The organism is Acinetobacter sp. COS3 (assembly GCF_000475335.1).
Classification (GTDB): Bacteria; Pseudomonadota; Gammaproteobacteria; order Pseudomonadales; family Moraxellaceae; genus Acinetobacter; species Acinetobacter venetianus.
This window is the reverse complement of record NZ_AXCD01000004.1, coordinates 79,079-95,393: the sequence shown is the minus strand read 5'-3', so window position 1 is coordinate 95,393 and position 16,315 is coordinate 79,079. Positions and strand designations below refer to the sequence as shown.

General features: G+C 42.1%; 17 protein-coding genes and 2 tRNA genes. 5 read left to right on the top strand and 14 right to left on the bottom strand.

Annotated elements, in window-relative coordinates:
• The first annotated feature begins 188 nt into the window (after window positions 1–188).
• Entirely contained in the window at window positions 189–1,415 is a 1,227-nt protein-coding gene (locus tag IO68_RS19425; RefSeq protein WP_171054747.1) for a DUF445 family protein, read from the top strand.
• A 46-nt stretch (window positions 1,416–1,461) separates the two neighbouring features.
• On the opposite strand, the gene IO68_RS19420 is transcribed toward IO68_RS19425, so the two are convergent.
• Entirely contained in the window at window positions 1,462–1,830 is a 369-nt protein-coding gene (locus IO68_RS19420) for a NirD/YgiW/YdeI family stress tolerance protein (protein WP_004882037.1), read from the bottom strand.
• A gap of 144 nt (window positions 1,831–1,974) precedes the next feature.
• Complete coding sequence (locus IO68_RS19415; protein ID WP_023012620.1) at window positions 1,975–2,397, bottom strand: DoxX family protein; 423 nt, start codon at window positions 2,395–2,397, stop codon at window positions 1,975–1,977.
• A 237-nt stretch (window positions 2,398–2,634) separates the two neighbouring features.
• Between IO68_RS19415 and IO68_RS19410 the strand changes: the two genes are divergently transcribed.
• Window positions 2,635–3,279 (top strand): DedA family protein, encoded by a 645-nt coding sequence (locus tag IO68_RS19410; protein ID WP_023012619.1) that lies wholly within the window; start codon window positions 2,635–2,637, stop codon window positions 3,277–3,279.
• 1 nt (window position 3,280) lies between these two features.
• On the opposite strand, the gene IO68_RS19405 is transcribed toward IO68_RS19410, so the two are convergent.
• The 5 genes from IO68_RS19405 to IO68_RS19385 form a co-directional block, all read right to left on the bottom strand.
• A complete protein-coding gene (locus tag IO68_RS19405) occupies window positions 3,281–3,871 on the bottom strand; it encodes a LysE family translocator (RefSeq protein WP_017196902.1) in 591 nt (196 codons plus the stop codon).
• 209 nt (window positions 3,872–4,080) lie between these two features.
• Window positions 4,081–4,473, bottom strand: a complete 393-nt coding sequence (locus IO68_RS19400; protein ID WP_019385289.1) for a hypothetical protein — start codon at window positions 4,471–4,473, stop codon at window positions 4,081–4,083.
• Between the two features lie 9 nt (window positions 4,474–4,482).
• Window positions 4,483–5,325 (bottom strand): ParA family protein, encoded by an 843-nt coding sequence (locus IO68_RS19395; RefSeq protein WP_004882046.1) that lies wholly within the window; start codon window positions 5,323–5,325, stop codon window positions 4,483–4,485.
• An 82-nt stretch (window positions 5,326–5,407) separates the two neighbouring features.
• Window positions 5,408–5,800: a SirB2 family protein gene (locus IO68_RS19390; RefSeq protein ID WP_023012618.1), complete on the bottom strand. Its 393-nt coding sequence runs from the start codon at window positions 5,798–5,800 to the stop codon at window positions 5,408–5,410.
• 9 nt (window positions 5,801–5,809) lie between these two features.
• A complete protein-coding gene (locus tag IO68_RS19385; RefSeq protein WP_019385290.1) occupies window positions 5,810–6,118 on the bottom strand; it encodes a BolA family protein in 309 nt (102 codons plus the stop codon).
• Between the two features lie 241 nt (window positions 6,119–6,359).
• On the opposite strand from IO68_RS19385, the gene IO68_RS19380 reads away from it, so the two are divergent.
• Both IO68_RS19380 and IO68_RS19375 read left to right on the top strand, forming a co-directional pair.
• Window positions 6,360–6,435: transfer RNA gene (locus tag IO68_RS19380), tRNA-Gly, on the top strand.
• Window positions 6,436–6,479: 44 nt separating this feature from the next.
• Window positions 6,480–6,555 (top strand) — tRNA-Gly (locus IO68_RS19375).
• 54 nt (window positions 6,556–6,609) lie between these two features.
• On the opposite strand, the gene IO68_RS19370 is transcribed toward IO68_RS19375, so the two are convergent.
• From IO68_RS19370 to IO68_RS19340, 7 genes are all read right to left on the bottom strand, one after another.
• Window positions 6,610–7,971 (bottom strand): MFS transporter, encoded by a 1,362-nt coding sequence (locus tag IO68_RS19370; protein WP_019385291.1) that lies wholly within the window; start codon window positions 7,969–7,971, stop codon window positions 6,610–6,612.
• A 118-nt stretch (window positions 7,972–8,089) separates the two neighbouring features.
• Window positions 8,090–9,112 carry an enoyl-CoA hydratase/isomerase family protein gene (locus tag IO68_RS19365; RefSeq protein WP_023012617.1) on the bottom strand — a complete coding sequence of 341 codons (1,023 nt, stop codon included), beginning with the start codon at window positions 9,110–9,112 and terminating at the stop codon, window positions 8,090–8,092.
• Between the two features lie 14 nt (window positions 9,113–9,126).
• Window positions 9,127–9,900: an enoyl-CoA hydratase gene (locus IO68_RS19360; protein ID WP_023012616.1), complete on the bottom strand. Its 774-nt coding sequence runs from the start codon at window positions 9,898–9,900 to the stop codon at window positions 9,127–9,129.
• A 21-nt stretch (window positions 9,901–9,921) separates the two neighbouring features.
• Window positions 9,922–11,049 (bottom strand): acyl-CoA dehydrogenase family protein, encoded by a 1,128-nt coding sequence (locus IO68_RS19355; RefSeq protein WP_004956740.1) that lies wholly within the window; start codon window positions 11,047–11,049, stop codon window positions 9,922–9,924.
• A gap of 11 nt (window positions 11,050–11,060) precedes the next feature.
• Complete coding sequence (locus IO68_RS19350) at window positions 11,061–12,710, bottom strand: AMP-binding protein (protein ID WP_023012615.1); 1,650 nt, start codon at window positions 12,708–12,710, stop codon at window positions 11,061–11,063.
• 85 nt (window positions 12,711–12,795) lie between these two features.
• Window positions 12,796–13,686 carry a 3-hydroxyisobutyrate dehydrogenase gene (gene mmsB / locus IO68_RS19345; RefSeq protein ID WP_019385296.1) on the bottom strand — a complete coding sequence of 297 codons (891 nt, stop codon included), beginning with the start codon at window positions 13,684–13,686 and terminating at the stop codon, window positions 12,796–12,798.
• 12 nt (window positions 13,687–13,698) lie between these two features.
• A complete protein-coding gene (locus tag IO68_RS19340) occupies window positions 13,699–15,216 on the bottom strand; it encodes a CoA-acylating methylmalonate-semialdehyde dehydrogenase (RefSeq protein ID WP_023012614.1) in 1,518 nt (505 codons plus the stop codon).
• A gap of 165 nt (window positions 15,217–15,381) precedes the next feature.
• Here IO68_RS19340 and IO68_RS19335 point away from each other — a divergent pair, with 165 nt between their 5' ends.
• A complete protein-coding gene (locus tag IO68_RS19335; protein ID WP_004882065.1) occupies window positions 15,382–16,263 on the top strand; it encodes a LysR family transcriptional regulator in 882 nt (293 codons plus the stop codon).
• Window positions 16,264–16,315 lie beyond the last annotated feature (52 nt).

Below are 16,315 nucleotides of genomic sequence, written 5' to 3'. Positions count from 1 at the left end.
AAGGTATTCAATCGACCTCATCGTTTCCTTTCATGTGATTGCGATGTCCTTGATACAAGGAAAACTAAAAATTCTAAAGATATTGGTGAACTGACCAATGTCCTAAAATATTTCACTATCCTCTATCGCTTGCCCGACCACGAGCAACAATTAGGACTTGAAGGACCAATACAATAATGTTTCAAGAAATGATTGCGGATTTTCATCAGAATTTCTGGTTATATATTTCGATCCCATTTATTAGTGGCTTTATTGGTTATATAACCAAAGTGATTGCGATCCAAATGATGTTCGCACCACTTGAATTTAAAGGGTTTAGATTATTTGGTCTTCCAATTGGATGGCAGGGAATCGTTCCTCGTAAAGCAGAAAAAATGGCAACCACTGCGGTTGAACTGATGACCTCCAAGCTCATCAAACCTGAAGAAATTTTTGCACGATTAGATCCAAAGCGTATCGCACAAGAAATCGAAAAACCTCTCATGGCAGCTGCCGAAGATATTACCCGTGAAGTTGCGCAACAATATCAACCCGGTTTATGGGAAGGCATGCCAGAGTTTGCACGTCAAAAACTGATCAAACGTGTTCAAGCCAAAGCGCCTGAAATCGTTGAACATATCATGGGTGAAGTACAAAAAGATGTTGCTAAGTACTTCGATATCAAACACATGGTCGTCAACAATCTACTCAAAGATAAACGCCTCCTCAACGAAATCTTTAAAAAAGTCGGCAAACAAGAATTTAAATTTTTTAGTAATGTCGGCTTTGTTTTTGGTTTCGCGATTGGTGTTGTGCAAATGCTGTGCTGGATCGTGACACAAGGTAAATACCCATGGATGTTGCCGATGTTTGGTGGCTTTGTCGGTTTCTTCAGTGACTGGATGGCGCTACAAATGATGTTCCGCCCGTTATATCCAAAGAAGGTGCTGGGCTACACATGGCAAGGTTTATTCATTAAACGTCAAAACGAGGTTGCCGCAGATTATGCTGCTTTGATCTCAAAACAATTACTGACATCTCGCAACATGATGGAGGAACTTTTCTCTGGGACGCACTCAGATAAAGTGATTGAATTAGTCAGCCGTCACGTCAAACAAGAAATTGATTTACAAGCAGGTATTGTGCGCCCATTGGTGGTTTATGCGATTGGTGGTGAGAAATACCAAAACCTTAAATCAGAAGTTGCTGAGCGTATTTTAAAACAGCTTCCAGATACCATGCGCTATGTTGAATCATATGCTGAAGATGCAATGAATGTTCGTAATACACTGGTGGAACGGATGCAGAAACTTAGTCCTGAAGAGTTTGAAGGCATGCTTCGCCCTGCATTTAAAGAAGATGAATGGTCTTTGATTATCGTGGGTGCTGTATTGGGTTTTCTTGTTGGGGAAATGCAAATTCACTTCATGTTATAAAAATTGCGATCATAAAAAAGGAAGCTGCTGCTTCCTTTTTTCTTGCTTAATGTGCAAGCTTTTCAACAGTGATCGCTTCAACATCTGTCGGTTTATAGCGATGTGTATCCACTTCGCCGACCACACGAACATGGTCTCCAACTTTTAAGCCAGCACGCTGCCAAATATCATCATCAATTTCGACACCAATCGTGCCACTTTTATCTTTTAATTCGTAATGATCACTCTTCACATGCTTAGTGATTTGCCCTGTCAGCGTCACACCTGTTTCATCAGCTAATTTAGCAATTTGACTCACGGTCACAACATTATTTAAAGCTTCTTTTAAAATAACATGATCATCTTTACCAGCCCATGATGGCGCAGATAAACCGAATAAAACCACAAAACCTAATCCTAGCAAGCTTCTTTTCATAACACGCTCTATTCTTTTAACCCACTATTATCTAAACAGATTTATACTCAAATGTCGGCTTCGGTTTGTAATCAACCGTAATGTATAGATATGATTAAACCCCACTGATGGAGTGGGGTCTCATACAACAACTAAGTTAATATGTTATTTTTCAATTGCATGATCAAGGCTCAAACGACCTGCTCCATGCAGCATTAGATAGAATAAACCACCTGACATTGCTAAGTTTTTCATGAAGTTGATTTGTTGCATTTGATCATCTGCACTATGGAAAATGAAGGCAGTAATAATACTAAACACGGCTAAGCCAAATGCTGCCAAACGCGCTTGGAAACCAAAAAGTAACGCAAGGCCACCACCAAACTCAACGAGAATCGTTAAAGGCAAAAGTGCTCCCGGTACCCCCATTGATTCCATATAACCTGCTGTAGCACCATAAGCTGTTAATTTGCCCCAGCCAGCGATAATAAAGATATAAGCCATAAGAATACGGGCAACCAGCGTAACCATATTATCTACGCCTGATTGAGTAACGATATTTTTTACAACCACATTCGGATTAAACATAATAAATTCCACACTGTTTGTTTTTTAACATGAGAACAGTTTATGTATCTTATAATTTGCAATAAATACCATATTTGTTAATGCATCATTCTATATTTAGAACAATATAGCTCAATTTATCAGCAAAATTCTTTATTTGGAGTATCAACTAAAGTTACCAATTAATTTGCTTTTTATACTGACATTCTATAGATGCACTGCTAGGATTTAGTTCAAATTTATACTGCTCACACCTTCATGGAACTCATTGATTTTATTCTGCACGTTGACGAACATCTTTTAGAATTTATTACCAATTATGGCATCTGGATTTATGCCATTCTATTTTTAATTATCTTTGTCGAAACTGGTTTAGTGGTTATGCCATTCTTACCAGGTGACAGCTTACTGTTTGCCGCTGGTGCGCTTGCTGCCTCTACGGGTGCAATGGATCCATGGTTACTTGGTATTTTATTATTTATCGCTGCGGTATTGGGTGACACACTCAACTACCATATCGGTAAATATGTTGGCCCGCGCGTGTTTGAAACGAACTCACGCTTAATCAATAAGCAACATTTGTTAAAAACACAAGAATTCTTTCAACGTCATGGTGGTAAAACCATTATTTTTGCTCGTTTTGTGCCGTTTGCACGAACCTTTGCGCCATTTGTTGCGGGCGCAGGCAGCATGAATTATAAGTTTTTCCTGACTTATAACGTAATTGGTGCATTCTGCTGGATTGCTTCTTTTATTACGCTTGGTTATTTATTCGGTAATATGCCAATCGTGAAAGATAATTTCACTCATTTAATTTTCGGTATCATCATTATTAGTGTATTACCGGGTGTGATTGGTTTTATCCGTCAAAAACTCAATAGCCGTAAAAGCCACAAAGCTTAATTTAGAAGAAACGGAACACCATTGGTAGCATACAAACGATTAATAACATTGCCGATCCTTTATATAAGTGGTCGGCTTTGATTCCAATCAAACTTCCTGTCAATAATGCCCGTCCGAACATCATCCAAAATAAGGAAACTGGAATTAATACAAGGGTAAATACACCTAGTACCCATGCTGTATTTTCAACAGAGTTCCATGTTTCATCTGGAAATATCCCTGCTGCGAGTAACAGTGTCTTTGGATTCTTGAGGGTCGATAAGAATAATTGATACGTTTTGATTTGCTGATGATTTTGATAATGTTTCTGTAGATGTGAACTTTTCCATAAATGAAAAGCGAGCCACAATACATAGATCACACTACATACATGCAAAATGAGGTGTAAAGCAGGCCAAATCGGATCAAATAAATGGATGAAGAGAGCCCATAAACCAATACCATAGGTATAACCTAGCCACTCCACAGGAATGAAAGACATGGTTTTAACAAAGCCGTGTTGATGTGTTGAACTGGCCAATAACGCATTCGTAGGTCCGGGAATGAGTAATACCGCTATCATCGCCAAAACAAAAAACCAACTCTCAATCATACAGATACCAAATGACCACACATGGTCGCAACCTTATACGAATTTGGTTCAAACAAACAAGTTTTAGCGGAAAAATGAACGATAAAAAGCAGAAAAATTAGAGGTAAAAAATTAATAAATCATTGTTATTATTATATTTAACTTGAAACATTTTGCTAAAATTTTGTTATTTATCACTCGTAAGATCACGAGTGATAAACCTGTTTTTGTTATGATTTTGGACGCGGTTTGACGATAATTGGACAACCTTTGAACTGTGCAGCTTGCACAATGGCATCTTGTTGACCTAAAACTTTCGAGAGTTCAGTGTTTTTGGTATTCATTGATTGCCCCATATTCACTGAAATAGATGGCCCAAAGCCCCAACCACTACGACTGCCCCAGCCACCGCCCAGTCCGACTCCCACACCGACACCTGTGCGTTTTGGGGTTTGTACACCATTGTCGATGTAAAGCTGAATACGGTTGTACTCAGCTTGTAGCTGTTGGCAATTCAGCGCTTGATACTGTGTTGGAGAAACATAAGTCGGTTTAACCGTTGATGCACATGCACCTAATAACATCGTAGCTGCCAACACAGGCATCCAATATAAGCGTTTCATAAGATTCTCTTATTTCTTTGATTCAATCTCATTGAACAAAGTGACATAAGCAAGGGTCAACTTATGTTCAGATGCTAAGTGAATCAAGGGTAAATTCTTTTGATGTGATTCTTTCATTAACACAGAAGGCGGTAACATTCCCTCTAATACAGGTAAGCCATCATCTTTCAACTGTTGAACCACTTCACGAGGTAATTTTGCTTGAGACTGGTACTGATTAACAACAATACCCTCAATCTCCAAGCGATCATTATGATCATCTTGGGTTTCGATAACATTTTCAATCAAAGTTTGTAACGCACGTTTCGAGAACACGTCACAATCAAATGGAATCAAGACACGATCAGCCGCAATCAAGGCCGATAAAGTGAAGAAATTAAAGGCTGGCGGTGTATCAATATAGATACGATCATAACGAGCACTGAGCGATTGAATCGAATCACGTAATTTATAAATCTTATGCTTACTTTCTAAAGCGTGCTCGAGCGCGCCTAAGCTTGGGCTTGCTGGAATCACATCCAAGTTTTCAAAAGAGGTGCGGTGCACATAGCTATCTAAGCCTTTACCACGCGGTGCTTTTAAAATCGAACCAATCGCATTGCCAATCAAGCCCTTTTGTTGCGTTGCACCAAGCACATCTTCAAAGAAATTTTCAATATTTGGCTCTAATGCCGCTTTATCCGCAGAGTATGTCGCATCTTCACCCAAAAGGTATTGGCTAGAGTTTGCTTGTGGATCAAGATCGATCACTAAGGTTCTAAAACCTTGTTTAGCACTAATAGCTGCTAAATTAATCGTAATACTTGATTTCCCTACACCACCTTTTTGGTTAAATACCACACGCGTTAACATGACTTCCCTCTACAAGATTTTTTTGTAAACTGCACGCAGTTTAACCTAGTGCCAAAACAATTACTAAAACAATGTCAAACAATTACGTAAAAACAGGTTTAATCATCACCAAGCCAAGGATACCTATCAAAGCCACTGTACTGATCAATAATCCAGCACGGCGTTGTACCAACAAAACATTGCTATCTTGCTTGTAAGTTTTGCTCATAGATGACCATAGGACAAAAAATAAAATGACTTTGGCGTAGAACCATGGTTCAACTACAAAGTTCTTCATAAACAGTAAAACCGCACCCGTAACAATAATCAGAGTCAGAGACAAATGTTGTAAACCGACTAAGCTTTTACGCGAGTTAATATTGGGTTGTTGACCCTGTACGCCAATAAACAGCGTCGCCGCTCGAGCAACAAACACAAGAATCAATAAACTCACCGCAGACATATGCACAATCTTGGTAATTAAATGAGCATCCATAATCAATCCTTATGCCTTGGGTGCGTGTGCGCATTCAGGACTTGAAGGTGCTTGACCTTGCCACTCGCTTGGAACATAAGCGTGAATTGCTAATGCGTGGATACGACCTGGACTCATGAGTTCGGCAGCAACTGCATAAATTTTTTGATGACGTTGTACTAAGCGCAGACCTTGAAATTCTTCACTTACTACAATCACTTTAAAATGTGATTCTTTCCCTGGGAAATATCCACCATGCCCAGCAGACTCATTGATTACTTCAAGATGGCTAGGTGCTAATGTTTGTAAGCGTTCAATTAACTGTTGTTCTAAGTTCATCAGTCACTCTGTAAGGTCAGATTGAGATAGGCAATCATTATACATGACAGAAACAGCTCGGTCTGTTGGCATTTCACATGGCTTCAGCAGTGGCTAAATGACCATGAGCATTCAATTTTTTCGGAAAATTCTCGACTTTTTCAGCATTATTATGAAGAAATGCTTTTATTTTATGCAATTAAACATTTTCTTTGCATAAAGTTGTTGACCCTTGTTTTGCTTAATGTATTATAGCTGGCACGCGGGAATAGCTCAGTTGGTAGAGCATAACCTTGCCAAGGTTGGGGTCGCGAGTTCGAGTCTCGTTTCCCGCTCCAGATTGGTTTTTTAAGTGTAAGTTTTAGTAAAAACTGCTCAATATGCGGGAATAGCTCAGTTGGTAGAGCATAACCTTGCCAAGGTTGGGGTCGCGAGTTCGAGTCTCGTTTCCCGCTCCAAATTCAAAGGCCCTAGTCGAAAGATTAGGGCCTTTTTCTATATGATACATTCACTTAGGAATGTTCAGTCATCTTTGCATCCATATCCAATCTTTTTTCTACCGAATGAGCATGTTGGCTAGAATAGTGCTTATCCCTCGGCATAAAACTTGTCGCAATGATCGCAACAATAGCCATTGATCCGATATACAGCATAATGAGATAAGGATTTCCTCCACCTATGCTCAATAATTTTGTAGCGATCAATGGTGCAATCCCACCGCCAAGAACTCCCGCTAACTGTACCGAAATCGAGATTCCGCTATAGCGAATTTCCGCAGGGAACTGACGCGCGAACAACTGTGCTTGGGGTGCATACATAATCGGGAAAACCACACCGATTGCCAAGACAATTGCCGTCCAAACCAAGACGGGGTCTTTGGTATTGAGCATACTAAAGAATGGATAGCTATAGAGTGCCAACACGCATAGCCCAAACATGAACATATTGCGTTGACCGACTTTATCTGACAAATGTCCACATAACGGCGTCATAAATAAAATCACCACAGCACCGCACATCGTTGCGAATAAAATGTCTTGTCGTGGAACACCAAGCTGAGTCGTGGTGTACGCCAAGGTAAAGGTTGAAGCAAGATAAAACCAAGCATTTTCAGCGGCACGCGCTAGAATAATAGAAATCAATTGCTTCGGATGTTGTTTAAATACTTGTAAAGCAGGAATTTTAACCTCTTCCGCCTGCTGTTTTACTTTCTCAAAATCAGGTGACTCTGGCACTTTGACACGGATATACCAACCCACTGCCAGCAAGACAATACTTGCAAGGAAAGGAATACGCCAACCCCAACTGAACAATGCTTGTTCGGGTAATAATGAGACTAATCCAAGTGCAACTGATGCGAGTAATAAGCCACCACCTGTACTGGCTTGAGGTAAACTGCCCCAGAAACCTTTACCACCTTCGGGTGCATGTTCAACGGCCATGAGTACTGCACCGCCCCATTCACCACCCATCGCCATACCTTGAATAAATCGTAAGACGACTAAGCAAATCGCCGCCCAATATCCAATAGACTCATAAGTCGGTAACAGTCCAATCAGTACCGTCGGAATCCCCATCAACATTAATGTTAATAACAACATGGATTTACGACCGATTTTGTCACCAAAATGACCAAATACCAAACCACCAAGAGGCCGTCCAATAAAACCCACAGCATAGGTGCCAAATGCGGCAAGAACACCTGTCAGAGGATCAAGATTTGGGAAGAATAATTTATTAAAAATAAGCGCTGCTGCCGCACCATAGATAAAAAAGTCATACCACTCAATCGTCGTACCCACCATACTGGAGATACCCGCCAACCGATGAGATGACTTTTTAGAATTTGAACCGTTTCCATGTAATGTTTGCATCTTCATTTTCCTTTCTTGGAAATTTTTATTCTGAATTTTTATCCTTACGATTCGACTGAACCATAAGCGTCTTGCATGTCTTTTCCTCTCCTTTAAGTTCAAATAAATCGGTTAATGATTAGCTCAATTTTTCTAAAATTTGCTCAAGTTCAGGGTTCTGTTTTTTCCATTTTGGCTGTTTGTCTTTATCCACAATCAACGCACGCACACCTTCAATGAAATCGCCATGTTCGAACCAAATATCCTGCAAATCACGTTCAAGTTGCATGCATTGCTGCAATGACAATCCGCGTCCGAGATGTTGTAGCTTTAAACTGGTCTGTTTAGCGACAAATGAGCGTTGTTGTAGGAGATTAAGCATTTTGCTTGCCCACGGCTGCAATTTTTCATCTTGTTCATTCGCAAGACTTTGCTCAATTTCATCCAAATGCTGGAAACCAAAATGTTGACGAATGGCATCCGACAACTGTTTTAGCTCACTCTCGGCAGGGCGTGTAATAAAGCAACTGACAATATGTTCGATATTTTGTTGATTGAGATTTTCTTCAGCGATCAGTGCATCTTGTAAGGTTTGAAGTTTTTCACTTGGTACATGGTAGTCGATCAGGTCTAAATAGAGCGCATCGCTACTACTGATTTGCTCGCCCGTGATCGCCATGTAAACGCCAATATCATCTAATCGAGATAGAAAATGGGTCGCTCCCACATCGGGGAAAAAACCAATTGCTGTTTCAGGCATCGCAAAACGGGACTTTTCGCTACTCACAATAATGTGGCAGGCTTGTGCCAAGCCAAATCCGCCACCCAAGACATAACCATCCAGCAAAACCACCACTGGCTTTTCATATTCGCGGATTGTGGTCAGCATATGATATTCAGCACTAAAATAAGCTTGGTGATCTGCCGTGCCTTTTTGATAGCTATCATAGAGATAACGAATATCTCCACCTGCACAAAAAGCTTTTGGACTATTCGACTTGATCAAAACTGCTTGAATAGCTGCATCATTTCGCCAAAGTTCGAGTTGTGTACGAATCCCTTCGATCATTTCTAAAGATAACGCATTCAAATGTGTTACCCGATCTAAGCTGATGATGCCAAGAGCACCTTGCTGCTCAATGATGAGATGTTCTGTATTCATTTTTTTCGTTCTCTTTATTGATTTTTAAAGTTTGCCTGTCGCTTTTCAACAAACGCTTGCATGCCTTCTTTTTGATCCGCAGTCGCAAAAATAGAATGGAACATGCGTCGTTCAAAACGTAAACCCTCAGTCAGATTGACTTCAAATGCACGATTAATGGTTTCTTTCAACATCATGTTGGCAGTGAGTGAGCGTGTCGCAATTTGTTCAGCAGCTTGTAGCGTTTGTTCGAGTAAATCTTCCTTATTGAATACACGCGCAACCAGACCACTTAACTCTGCTTCCACAGCACCCATTTGACGTGCAGTCAAACACATTTCCATGGCTTTGGCTTTACCAATCGCATGAGTTAAACGTTGCGTACCACCGATCCCAGGAATCACGCCCAAAGTGACTTCAGGCAACCCAAATTTGGCATTCTCTGCACAATAGATAAAGTCACACATTAATGCCAATTCACAGCCACCGCCCAAAGCATAACCACTTACTGCGGCAATCAGCGGTTTCCGGCGTTGAGCAATTCGATCTGCAAGATGAAAAAAATCATCAAAATAAATATCAGGAAAATTCAGCTGTGCCATTTCCTTAATATCCGCCCCCGCTGCGAATGCTTTTTCAGAACCAGCCAACACCATACAACCAATCTCACGATCCTTTTCCAGTTGGTCGAGGGCTTGATTTACTTCACTGATCAATTCACTGTTTAAGGCATTTAATGCTTTAGGACGATTGAGGGTAATTAACCCAACACCATTACGCTTTTCCAATAAAATAGTTTGCCACTGCATCATTCAATCCTTGTTTAAGTTTTATAGACTACGTGCGATCACTAAACGTTGAATATCGCTAGTACCTTCATAAATCTGACAAATTCGTGCATCACGGTAGATGCGTTCAATCGGAAAATCTTTCAGATAGCCATAACCACCAAAAACCTGTAAGGCACTTGAACAGACACGCTCTGACATTTCAGAAGCAAATAATTTGGCCATTGATGCTTCATTCAAACAAGGCTGACCCGCTTCTTTGAGACGTGCAGCATAATGAACTAGTTGTCGTGCAGCTTCGATCTCTGTTGCCATACTGGCAAGACGGAAGGCAATCGCTTGATGCTCGAAAATTGGTTTACCAAATGTCAGACGTTCTTTGGCATAGTGTGTTGCTTCTTCTAAAGCTGCACGCGCCAAACCCACTGCTTGTGCTGCAATTCCGATACGACCGCCTTCTAAATTGGCAAGTGCAATTTTCAGCCCCTCACCCTCTTTACCTAACATCAAACTTTTATGCACACGTACATCGGTCAATGCAATCTGACAGGTATCCGAAGCATGTAAACCTAATTTCTCTTCGACACGAATGACCTCATACCCCGGTGTATCACGTGGCACGAGAAAGGCACTAATACCCTTTTTACCTGCGCTCGGATCAGTCACGGCAAAGACGATAATCACCCCTGCATTATGACCAGAAGTAATAAACTGCTTTGCACCATTCAGAATATAATCATCACCATCTTTAACTGCGCGAGTTTTGATGGCTGCAGCATCCGAACCTGTGTGTGGTTCGGTTAAAGCAAATGCGCCGATCATTTCTCCTTGGGCTAAGGGCTTTAAAAAGCGTTCTTTTTGCTCGTCATTACCAAACTTTAAAATCGGTACACAGCCCACCGAATTATGTACGCTCATAATGGTCGACGTTGCACCATCAGCCGCAGCCACTTCTTCCAGTGCCAACACATAGGCCAAATTGCCTGTGTCTGACCCACCCCATTGCTCTGGAACAAGCATGCCCATAAAACCAAGCTGCCCCATTTGCGCTAGTGCTGCTTTGGGAAAAGTGCCATCACGATCCCAATCGCTGGCATTTGGTTTAATTTGTTCTTGAGCGAAGCTTTTCGCCATATCACGAATTAACAATTGTTCTTCAGTAAATTGCATCGTTACTTCCTTTATCCTGTTTTTGCTTGCTGCTTAGCAATTTCCTGATTACGCAATAAAAAACGTTGAATCTTGCCACTTGGTGTTTTGGGTAATTCCGTTACGAACTCAACCAGACGCGGATATGCATGTGCAGAAAGACGTTTTTTCACAAACTGACTGAGTTCCTCAGCAAGTGTAGCGGTAGACTGCACTCCTGTAGCCAAAATCACAAAGGCTTTCACCAACTCGGTACGATCTGGATCAGGCACGCCGATTACAGCAGCCTCGATAACGGCATCGTGTTCCAACAACGCACTCTCAACATCGAATGGGCCAATTCGATAACCTGATGTAGTAATCACGTCATCACTACGCCCAACGAAACTCATGCTGCCATCACTGTGTAGTTCAGCGGTATCACCTGTTAAGTAATAATGACCAACAAAAGGTGATTTGCGACTTTCTTTATAGCCACCAAACCACATCATCGGCGATTGACTGATATCCACTGCTAAAATCCCAGCAGTATCAGGCGGAAGTTCCTCACCCTGTTCATTGACAACTGCAATTCGATAGCCCGGACTAGGGAATCCTGCCGCACCCTCACGGATTTCATGATGTAAACCATGATGGTTACACACCACCATGCCCACCTCAGTTTGTCCGTAATGGTCATAAATCGGTGCATCAAGTACCTGTCTAAACCAACGGATCACTTCAGGATTGAGCGGTTCTCCAGCACTACTGACGACACGAAATTGTCCTTTTAACGCTGCCATTTGTGCGGGATCAGCAGCCATCATCATACGGTAAGCCGTTGGTGCTCCTGCCAAGTTGGTGATTTGATAATCCTTGACGATTTGACACAGACTATCGGTGCTAAAGCCACCTTCGTAGAACAAAGTCGCATGCCCTAAGAATAACGGCCCAGTAATGGCGTAATACAGACCATAAGCCCAACCCGGATCAGCAATATTCCAAAACGCATCATCTTCAGTTAAGCCAATCGCATCTTGCATATATCGACCAAAGGCAAGTAAGGCTTTCAAAGGTACTTCAAGTGGTTTGGCTGGCCCTGTTGTTCCAGAGGTAAACATCAATAAAAAGGGATCTTGAATATTACGCATTACCAATTCACATTGATCAGACTGCTGATTTAAAACTTGCCAAAAGTTAAAATCACTTGGATTAAGTGCTGCACCGTCAGCATCAGCAACCGTCACAATTGCTGGGCAATGTTCAACCTCATCAAGCTTGCTGCGATTGACCACATCCGTCACCACCAACTTACTTTGCGCAAGCTGAATACGATGTTCGATCGCTTTCGGGCCAAATGCCGTAAATAGCGGTTGATATACGGCACCAATTCGCCACGCAGCAAAGATCGTGACCAATAATTCAGGGGTTCTTGGCAATAATCCCGAAATGCGATCGCCTGCCTGCACACCTTGAGATTTTAAAAAGTTAGCAAATTGGCTCGACCATTGTTGCAATTGGCGAAAGGTAAACTGCGCCTTACGCCCATCTTTGCCTTGCCAATACAACGCCACTTTTTCACCATTTACATGTCGGTCGCAACACTCAAAACACGCATTGAGTGCATCTAACGAACCTGACAGCATTTTTTGAGCCGTACTTTCAAAATCAAAAGTTTGTGCCACATCTTTATAATTGAGCATCTCTATTCCCTCAGTCTGGATTTGTTGTTATTTACGACAGAGTTTCATTTATTGATTGAAAAGCCATCCTATGGCTTTGTGTTATTTAAGCTTCTTCAGGCAAATATTGGTGAATAATGCTCGAAAAATCTAAATGTGCATTTCCACGCATACACATTTGTTGATAGAGCTGCTGCACCATACCGCCTAATAGAATGGGCTGTTTGACCTGACCAGCAGCTTCAACAGCAAGACCTAAATCTTTCAACATCAGTTGTGTCGCGAAACCGTCTTGATAGCCACGAGAAGCCGGAGCATTTTCGCTAATATGCGGCCAAGGATTACACACATCTGAACTCCAACAGCGCCCACTTGATGTATTGATTACACCAGCCAACGCTTTTGGATCAATGCCAAGTTTCACACCGAGTGCCATGCCCTCAGCCACAGCAGTCATGGAAATACCGAGAATGAGGTTATTGCAGATTTTGGCAATTTGCCCTGCACCAACATCGCCACAGTGGATGACATTTTTACCCATATAACCAAGCACTGCTTTAGCCGCCTGATAGGTAGACTCATCTGCGCCCACCATGAACGTTAACGTACCTGCCTGAGCACCAATGGTTCCGCCAGAAACAGGAGCATCACAAATGTTGATATTTTTACTGTGTGCAATCTCAGCAATATCTTGAATGGTTTTAGGGTCGATCGTGCTGCTGTCAATACATAAAGCACCTGCTTTCAATGCTTCCAGCACACCATGTTCTCCGAGATAAACCTCTTTGACATGCTTTGCAGCAGGTAACATGGTAATCACTACATCCGCTTGTTTGGCAGCTGCTTGTGGACTGTCGCACACCACACCACCTGCTTCGGCAAAGTGCTGATTGGCTACTTCACTCAGGTCATAACCATAAACTGTAAGCCCTGCTTTGAGCAGGTTGTGGGCCATTCTGCCGCCCATATTTCCTAAACCGATAAAGGCAATATTCATCCCTGATTCCCCTTAACGTAAACTAATCGTGGTATTTACACCGCCCACTTCGTGGCTGTCTTCAAACCAACGACTGGTAATGGTTTTGGTTTGCGTATAGAACTGCACTGCTTGCTTGCCATATGGACCTAAATCACCCAGTTTTGAGCCTCTTGAACCTGTAAAACTAAAGAATGGAACAGGCACAGGAATTGGAATATTGATGCCCACTTGACCAATATCGATTAAGTTTTGGAAAGTACGTGCCGTCGCGCCACTTTGGGTAAATAAACCCACACCATTACCAAATGGGTTGGCATTGATCAAAGCAATCGCCTCGTCCAAACTATCGACCGAAATAATCGCTAGCACAGGCCCAAAGATTTCTTCTTTATAAATGCGCATGTCAGTTGTCACGCCATTAAAAATTGTTGCGCCAACAAAATTACCCGACTCATAACCAAGCACTTGAACATCACGACCATCTAACAGAAGTTCAGCACCTTGCTCAACGCCACTGTTGATCAGATCCATTACACGGGCTTTGGCACGTTTTGAAATCACAGGACCAATATCTGTATTTGGCTCATGACCTGCATTTACTTTTAAGGTTTTGGCCTTTTCAACCAGCTCTTGTACCCATTGCTGACTTTCGCCCACCATGACGGCAACTGAAAGCGCCATACAACGTTGCCCTGCTGCACCAAATGCAGCACCGACTAAGGCATTTAACGTTTGTTCTTTGTTGGCATCAGGCATGACCACCACATGATTTTTTGCACCCATCATCGACTGCACGCGTTTGCCATGCTGCCCTGCGAGGTTATACACATGGGTTCCAACTGCGGTTGAGCCAACAAAAGAAATCGCTTTAATCAGCGGATTGGTACATAAGCGATCTACGACCTCCTTACCACCATGTACTACATTGAGTACACCTGCTGGAACGCCTGCTTGAATCGCCAATTCGACCAACATCATGGTCGAAAGTGGATCTTGCTCAGATGGTTTGAGGACAAAGGTATTGCCACAAACGATTGCCATTGGGAACATCCACAATGGAATCATGGCAGGAAAATTAAATGGGGTAATCCCAGCACAAACACCCAAAGGTTGCTGCAAGGTATAAGTATCGACACCACGAGCAACACCTTCGGTATATTCGCCCATTTGTAATGTACCGACTGAGCAAGCATGCTCAACCACTTCTAAGCCACGTTGAATATCGCCTTCTGCATCCGCCAAAGTTTTACCTTGTTCAGCGGTCAGCACGCGTGCAATTTCTTTCATGTTGGTGCGGATCAAGTCTTGTAACTTCAACATGATACGCATACGTGCCTGAATCGGCGTTTGACGCCAAGACGCAAATGCATCTTGTGCAGCTTGAATGGCAGCATCAACTTCCTGAACAGTCGCAAATGGCACACGACCAATCACTTCTTGAGTTGCAGGATTGACAATATCTTGCCATTCCTGTGTTTCAGACTCGATAAATTGTCCATTAATGAGTAGCTTTGCTGTTTCCAGCTCGATTTTCTGGATTGTATTCATAACCTCTCCATAGGCCTATTTTTATTGTGTTCACATTGTCGAAAATAGCGATTCGTCGTATTTTCTTTTTTTAACGTTTGTTCGAGACTAGCAAAGAATGCTTTGACCACCAACGCAAATTCATGCACGATTGATGTGCAAATATGCACAGGGAATACAATAAAAATGAAAGTGGATTGGGATCATCTACAATTTTTTTTGGTCTTGGCGAGAACCAAGACTTTGACCAATGCAGCACGGGTAATCGGTGTTGAACACAGCACTGTAGCGCGACGGATTCAAGCTTTGGAGCTGACTTTAGGCACGACGTTGTTTAAGCGAGAAGCCTCTGGCTATGAACTAACGATGGAAGGATTAGCCCTTGTTCCACGAGTTGAGCAGATGGAACAGGCCTTTCTACAAATCGAAAAACCACATCAACCTTTGCAAGGCCGTGTGCGAATTGGCACACCTGAAGGTTTTGGTACAGCATTTCTTGCACGTCTACTTGCCGAGTTTTCGATTCATTATCCTTTGCTCACTATCGACCTCATCCCTGTACCCAAGATGATTAAGCTGTCACATCGTGAAGCAGATATTGTGGTGTCAATTGACCGTCCCACATCTGGGCCATATATCATTACGCGGTTGTCAGACTATTCTCTAAAGATATATGGCAGTAAAAATTATTTAGCACAAAACCCACCGATTCGACGTTTAGAAGATTTAACTCAACATCGCTTCGTCAACTATATTGATGACCTAGTCTATAGCCCTGAACTGTATTGCTTAGAGCGCCTTCCCCTCAAACTGACAGCAAATTTCCGAAGCAGTAGTATTTTGGCTCAGCAAATTGCAGTCAGCGCAGGTGCTGGATTGGCCATTTTGCCCAAGTTTTTAGCGCACGATAAAACAGAACTAAATGATGTACTCGCTGAACAAGTCCGTTTTAATCATACCTTTTGGATGCTAACTTTTGTGGATTTACAGCATGAGCCACGAATCAAACTGGTTTGGGATTACTTACGTAAACAAGCTGATAAATATCAACATTTATTAGTCGATTAAGATACTAAATGGCAAATAGAAAAAGAGCTGATCTTTCATGATCAGCTCTTTT

Excerpts from the sequence above, each read along its gene's own strand:
- IO68_RS19425 (WP_171054747.1), top strand. The coding sequence starts at position 189 with ATGATTGCGGATTTTCATCAGAATTTCTGGTTATATATTTCGATCCCA.
- IO68_RS19420 (WP_004882037.1), bottom strand. The coding sequence starts at position 1,830 with ATGAAAAGAAGCTTGCTAGGATTAGGTTTTGTGGTTTTATTCGGTTTA.
- IO68_RS19415 (WP_023012620.1), bottom strand. The coding sequence starts at position 2,397 with ATGTTTAATCCGAATGTGGTTGTAAAAAATATCGTTACTCAATCAGGC.
- IO68_RS19410 (WP_023012619.1), top strand. The coding sequence starts at position 2,635 with ATGGAACTCATTGATTTTATTCTGCACGTTGACGAACATCTTTTAGAA.
- IO68_RS19405 (WP_017196902.1), bottom strand. The coding sequence starts at position 3,871 with ATGATTGAGAGTTGGTTTTTTGTTTTGGCGATGATAGCGGTATTACTC.
- IO68_RS19400 (WP_019385289.1), bottom strand. The coding sequence starts at position 4,473 with ATGAAACGCTTATATTGGATGCCTGTGTTGGCAGCTACGATGTTATTA.
- IO68_RS19395 (WP_004882046.1), bottom strand. The coding sequence starts at position 5,325 with ATGTTAACGCGTGTGGTATTTAACCAAAAAGGTGGTGTAGGGAAATCA.
- IO68_RS19390 (WP_023012618.1), bottom strand. The coding sequence starts at position 5,800 with ATGGATGCTCATTTAATTACCAAGATTGTGCATATGTCTGCGGTGAGT.
- IO68_RS19385 (WP_019385290.1), bottom strand. The coding sequence starts at position 6,118 with ATGAACTTAGAACAACAGTTAATTGAACGCTTACAAACATTAGCACCT.
- IO68_RS19370 (WP_019385291.1), bottom strand. The coding sequence starts at position 7,971 with ATGCAAACATTACATGGAAACGGTTCAAATTCTAAAAAGTCATCTCAT.
- IO68_RS19365 (WP_023012617.1), bottom strand. The coding sequence starts at position 9,112 with ATGAATACAGAACATCTCATCATTGAGCAGCAAGGTGCTCTTGGCATC.
- IO68_RS19360 (WP_023012616.1), bottom strand. The coding sequence starts at position 9,900 with ATGCAGTGGCAAACTATTTTATTGGAAAAGCGTAATGGTGTTGGGTTA.
- IO68_RS19355 (WP_004956740.1), bottom strand. The coding sequence starts at position 11,049 with ATGCAATTTACTGAAGAACAATTGTTAATTCGTGATATGGCGAAAAGC.
- IO68_RS19350 (WP_023012615.1), bottom strand. The coding sequence starts at position 12,710 with ATGCTCAATTATAAAGATGTGGCACAAACTTTTGATTTTGAAAGTACG.
- mmsB (WP_019385296.1), bottom strand. The coding sequence starts at position 13,686 with ATGAATATTGCCTTTATCGGTTTAGGAAATATGGGCGGCAGAATGGCC.
- IO68_RS19340 (WP_023012614.1), bottom strand. The coding sequence starts at position 15,216 with ATGAATACAATCCAGAAAATCGAGCTGGAAACAGCAAAGCTACTCATT.
- IO68_RS19335 (WP_004882065.1), top strand. The coding sequence starts at position 15,382 with ATGAAAGTGGATTGGGATCATCTACAATTTTTTTTGGTCTTGGCGAGA.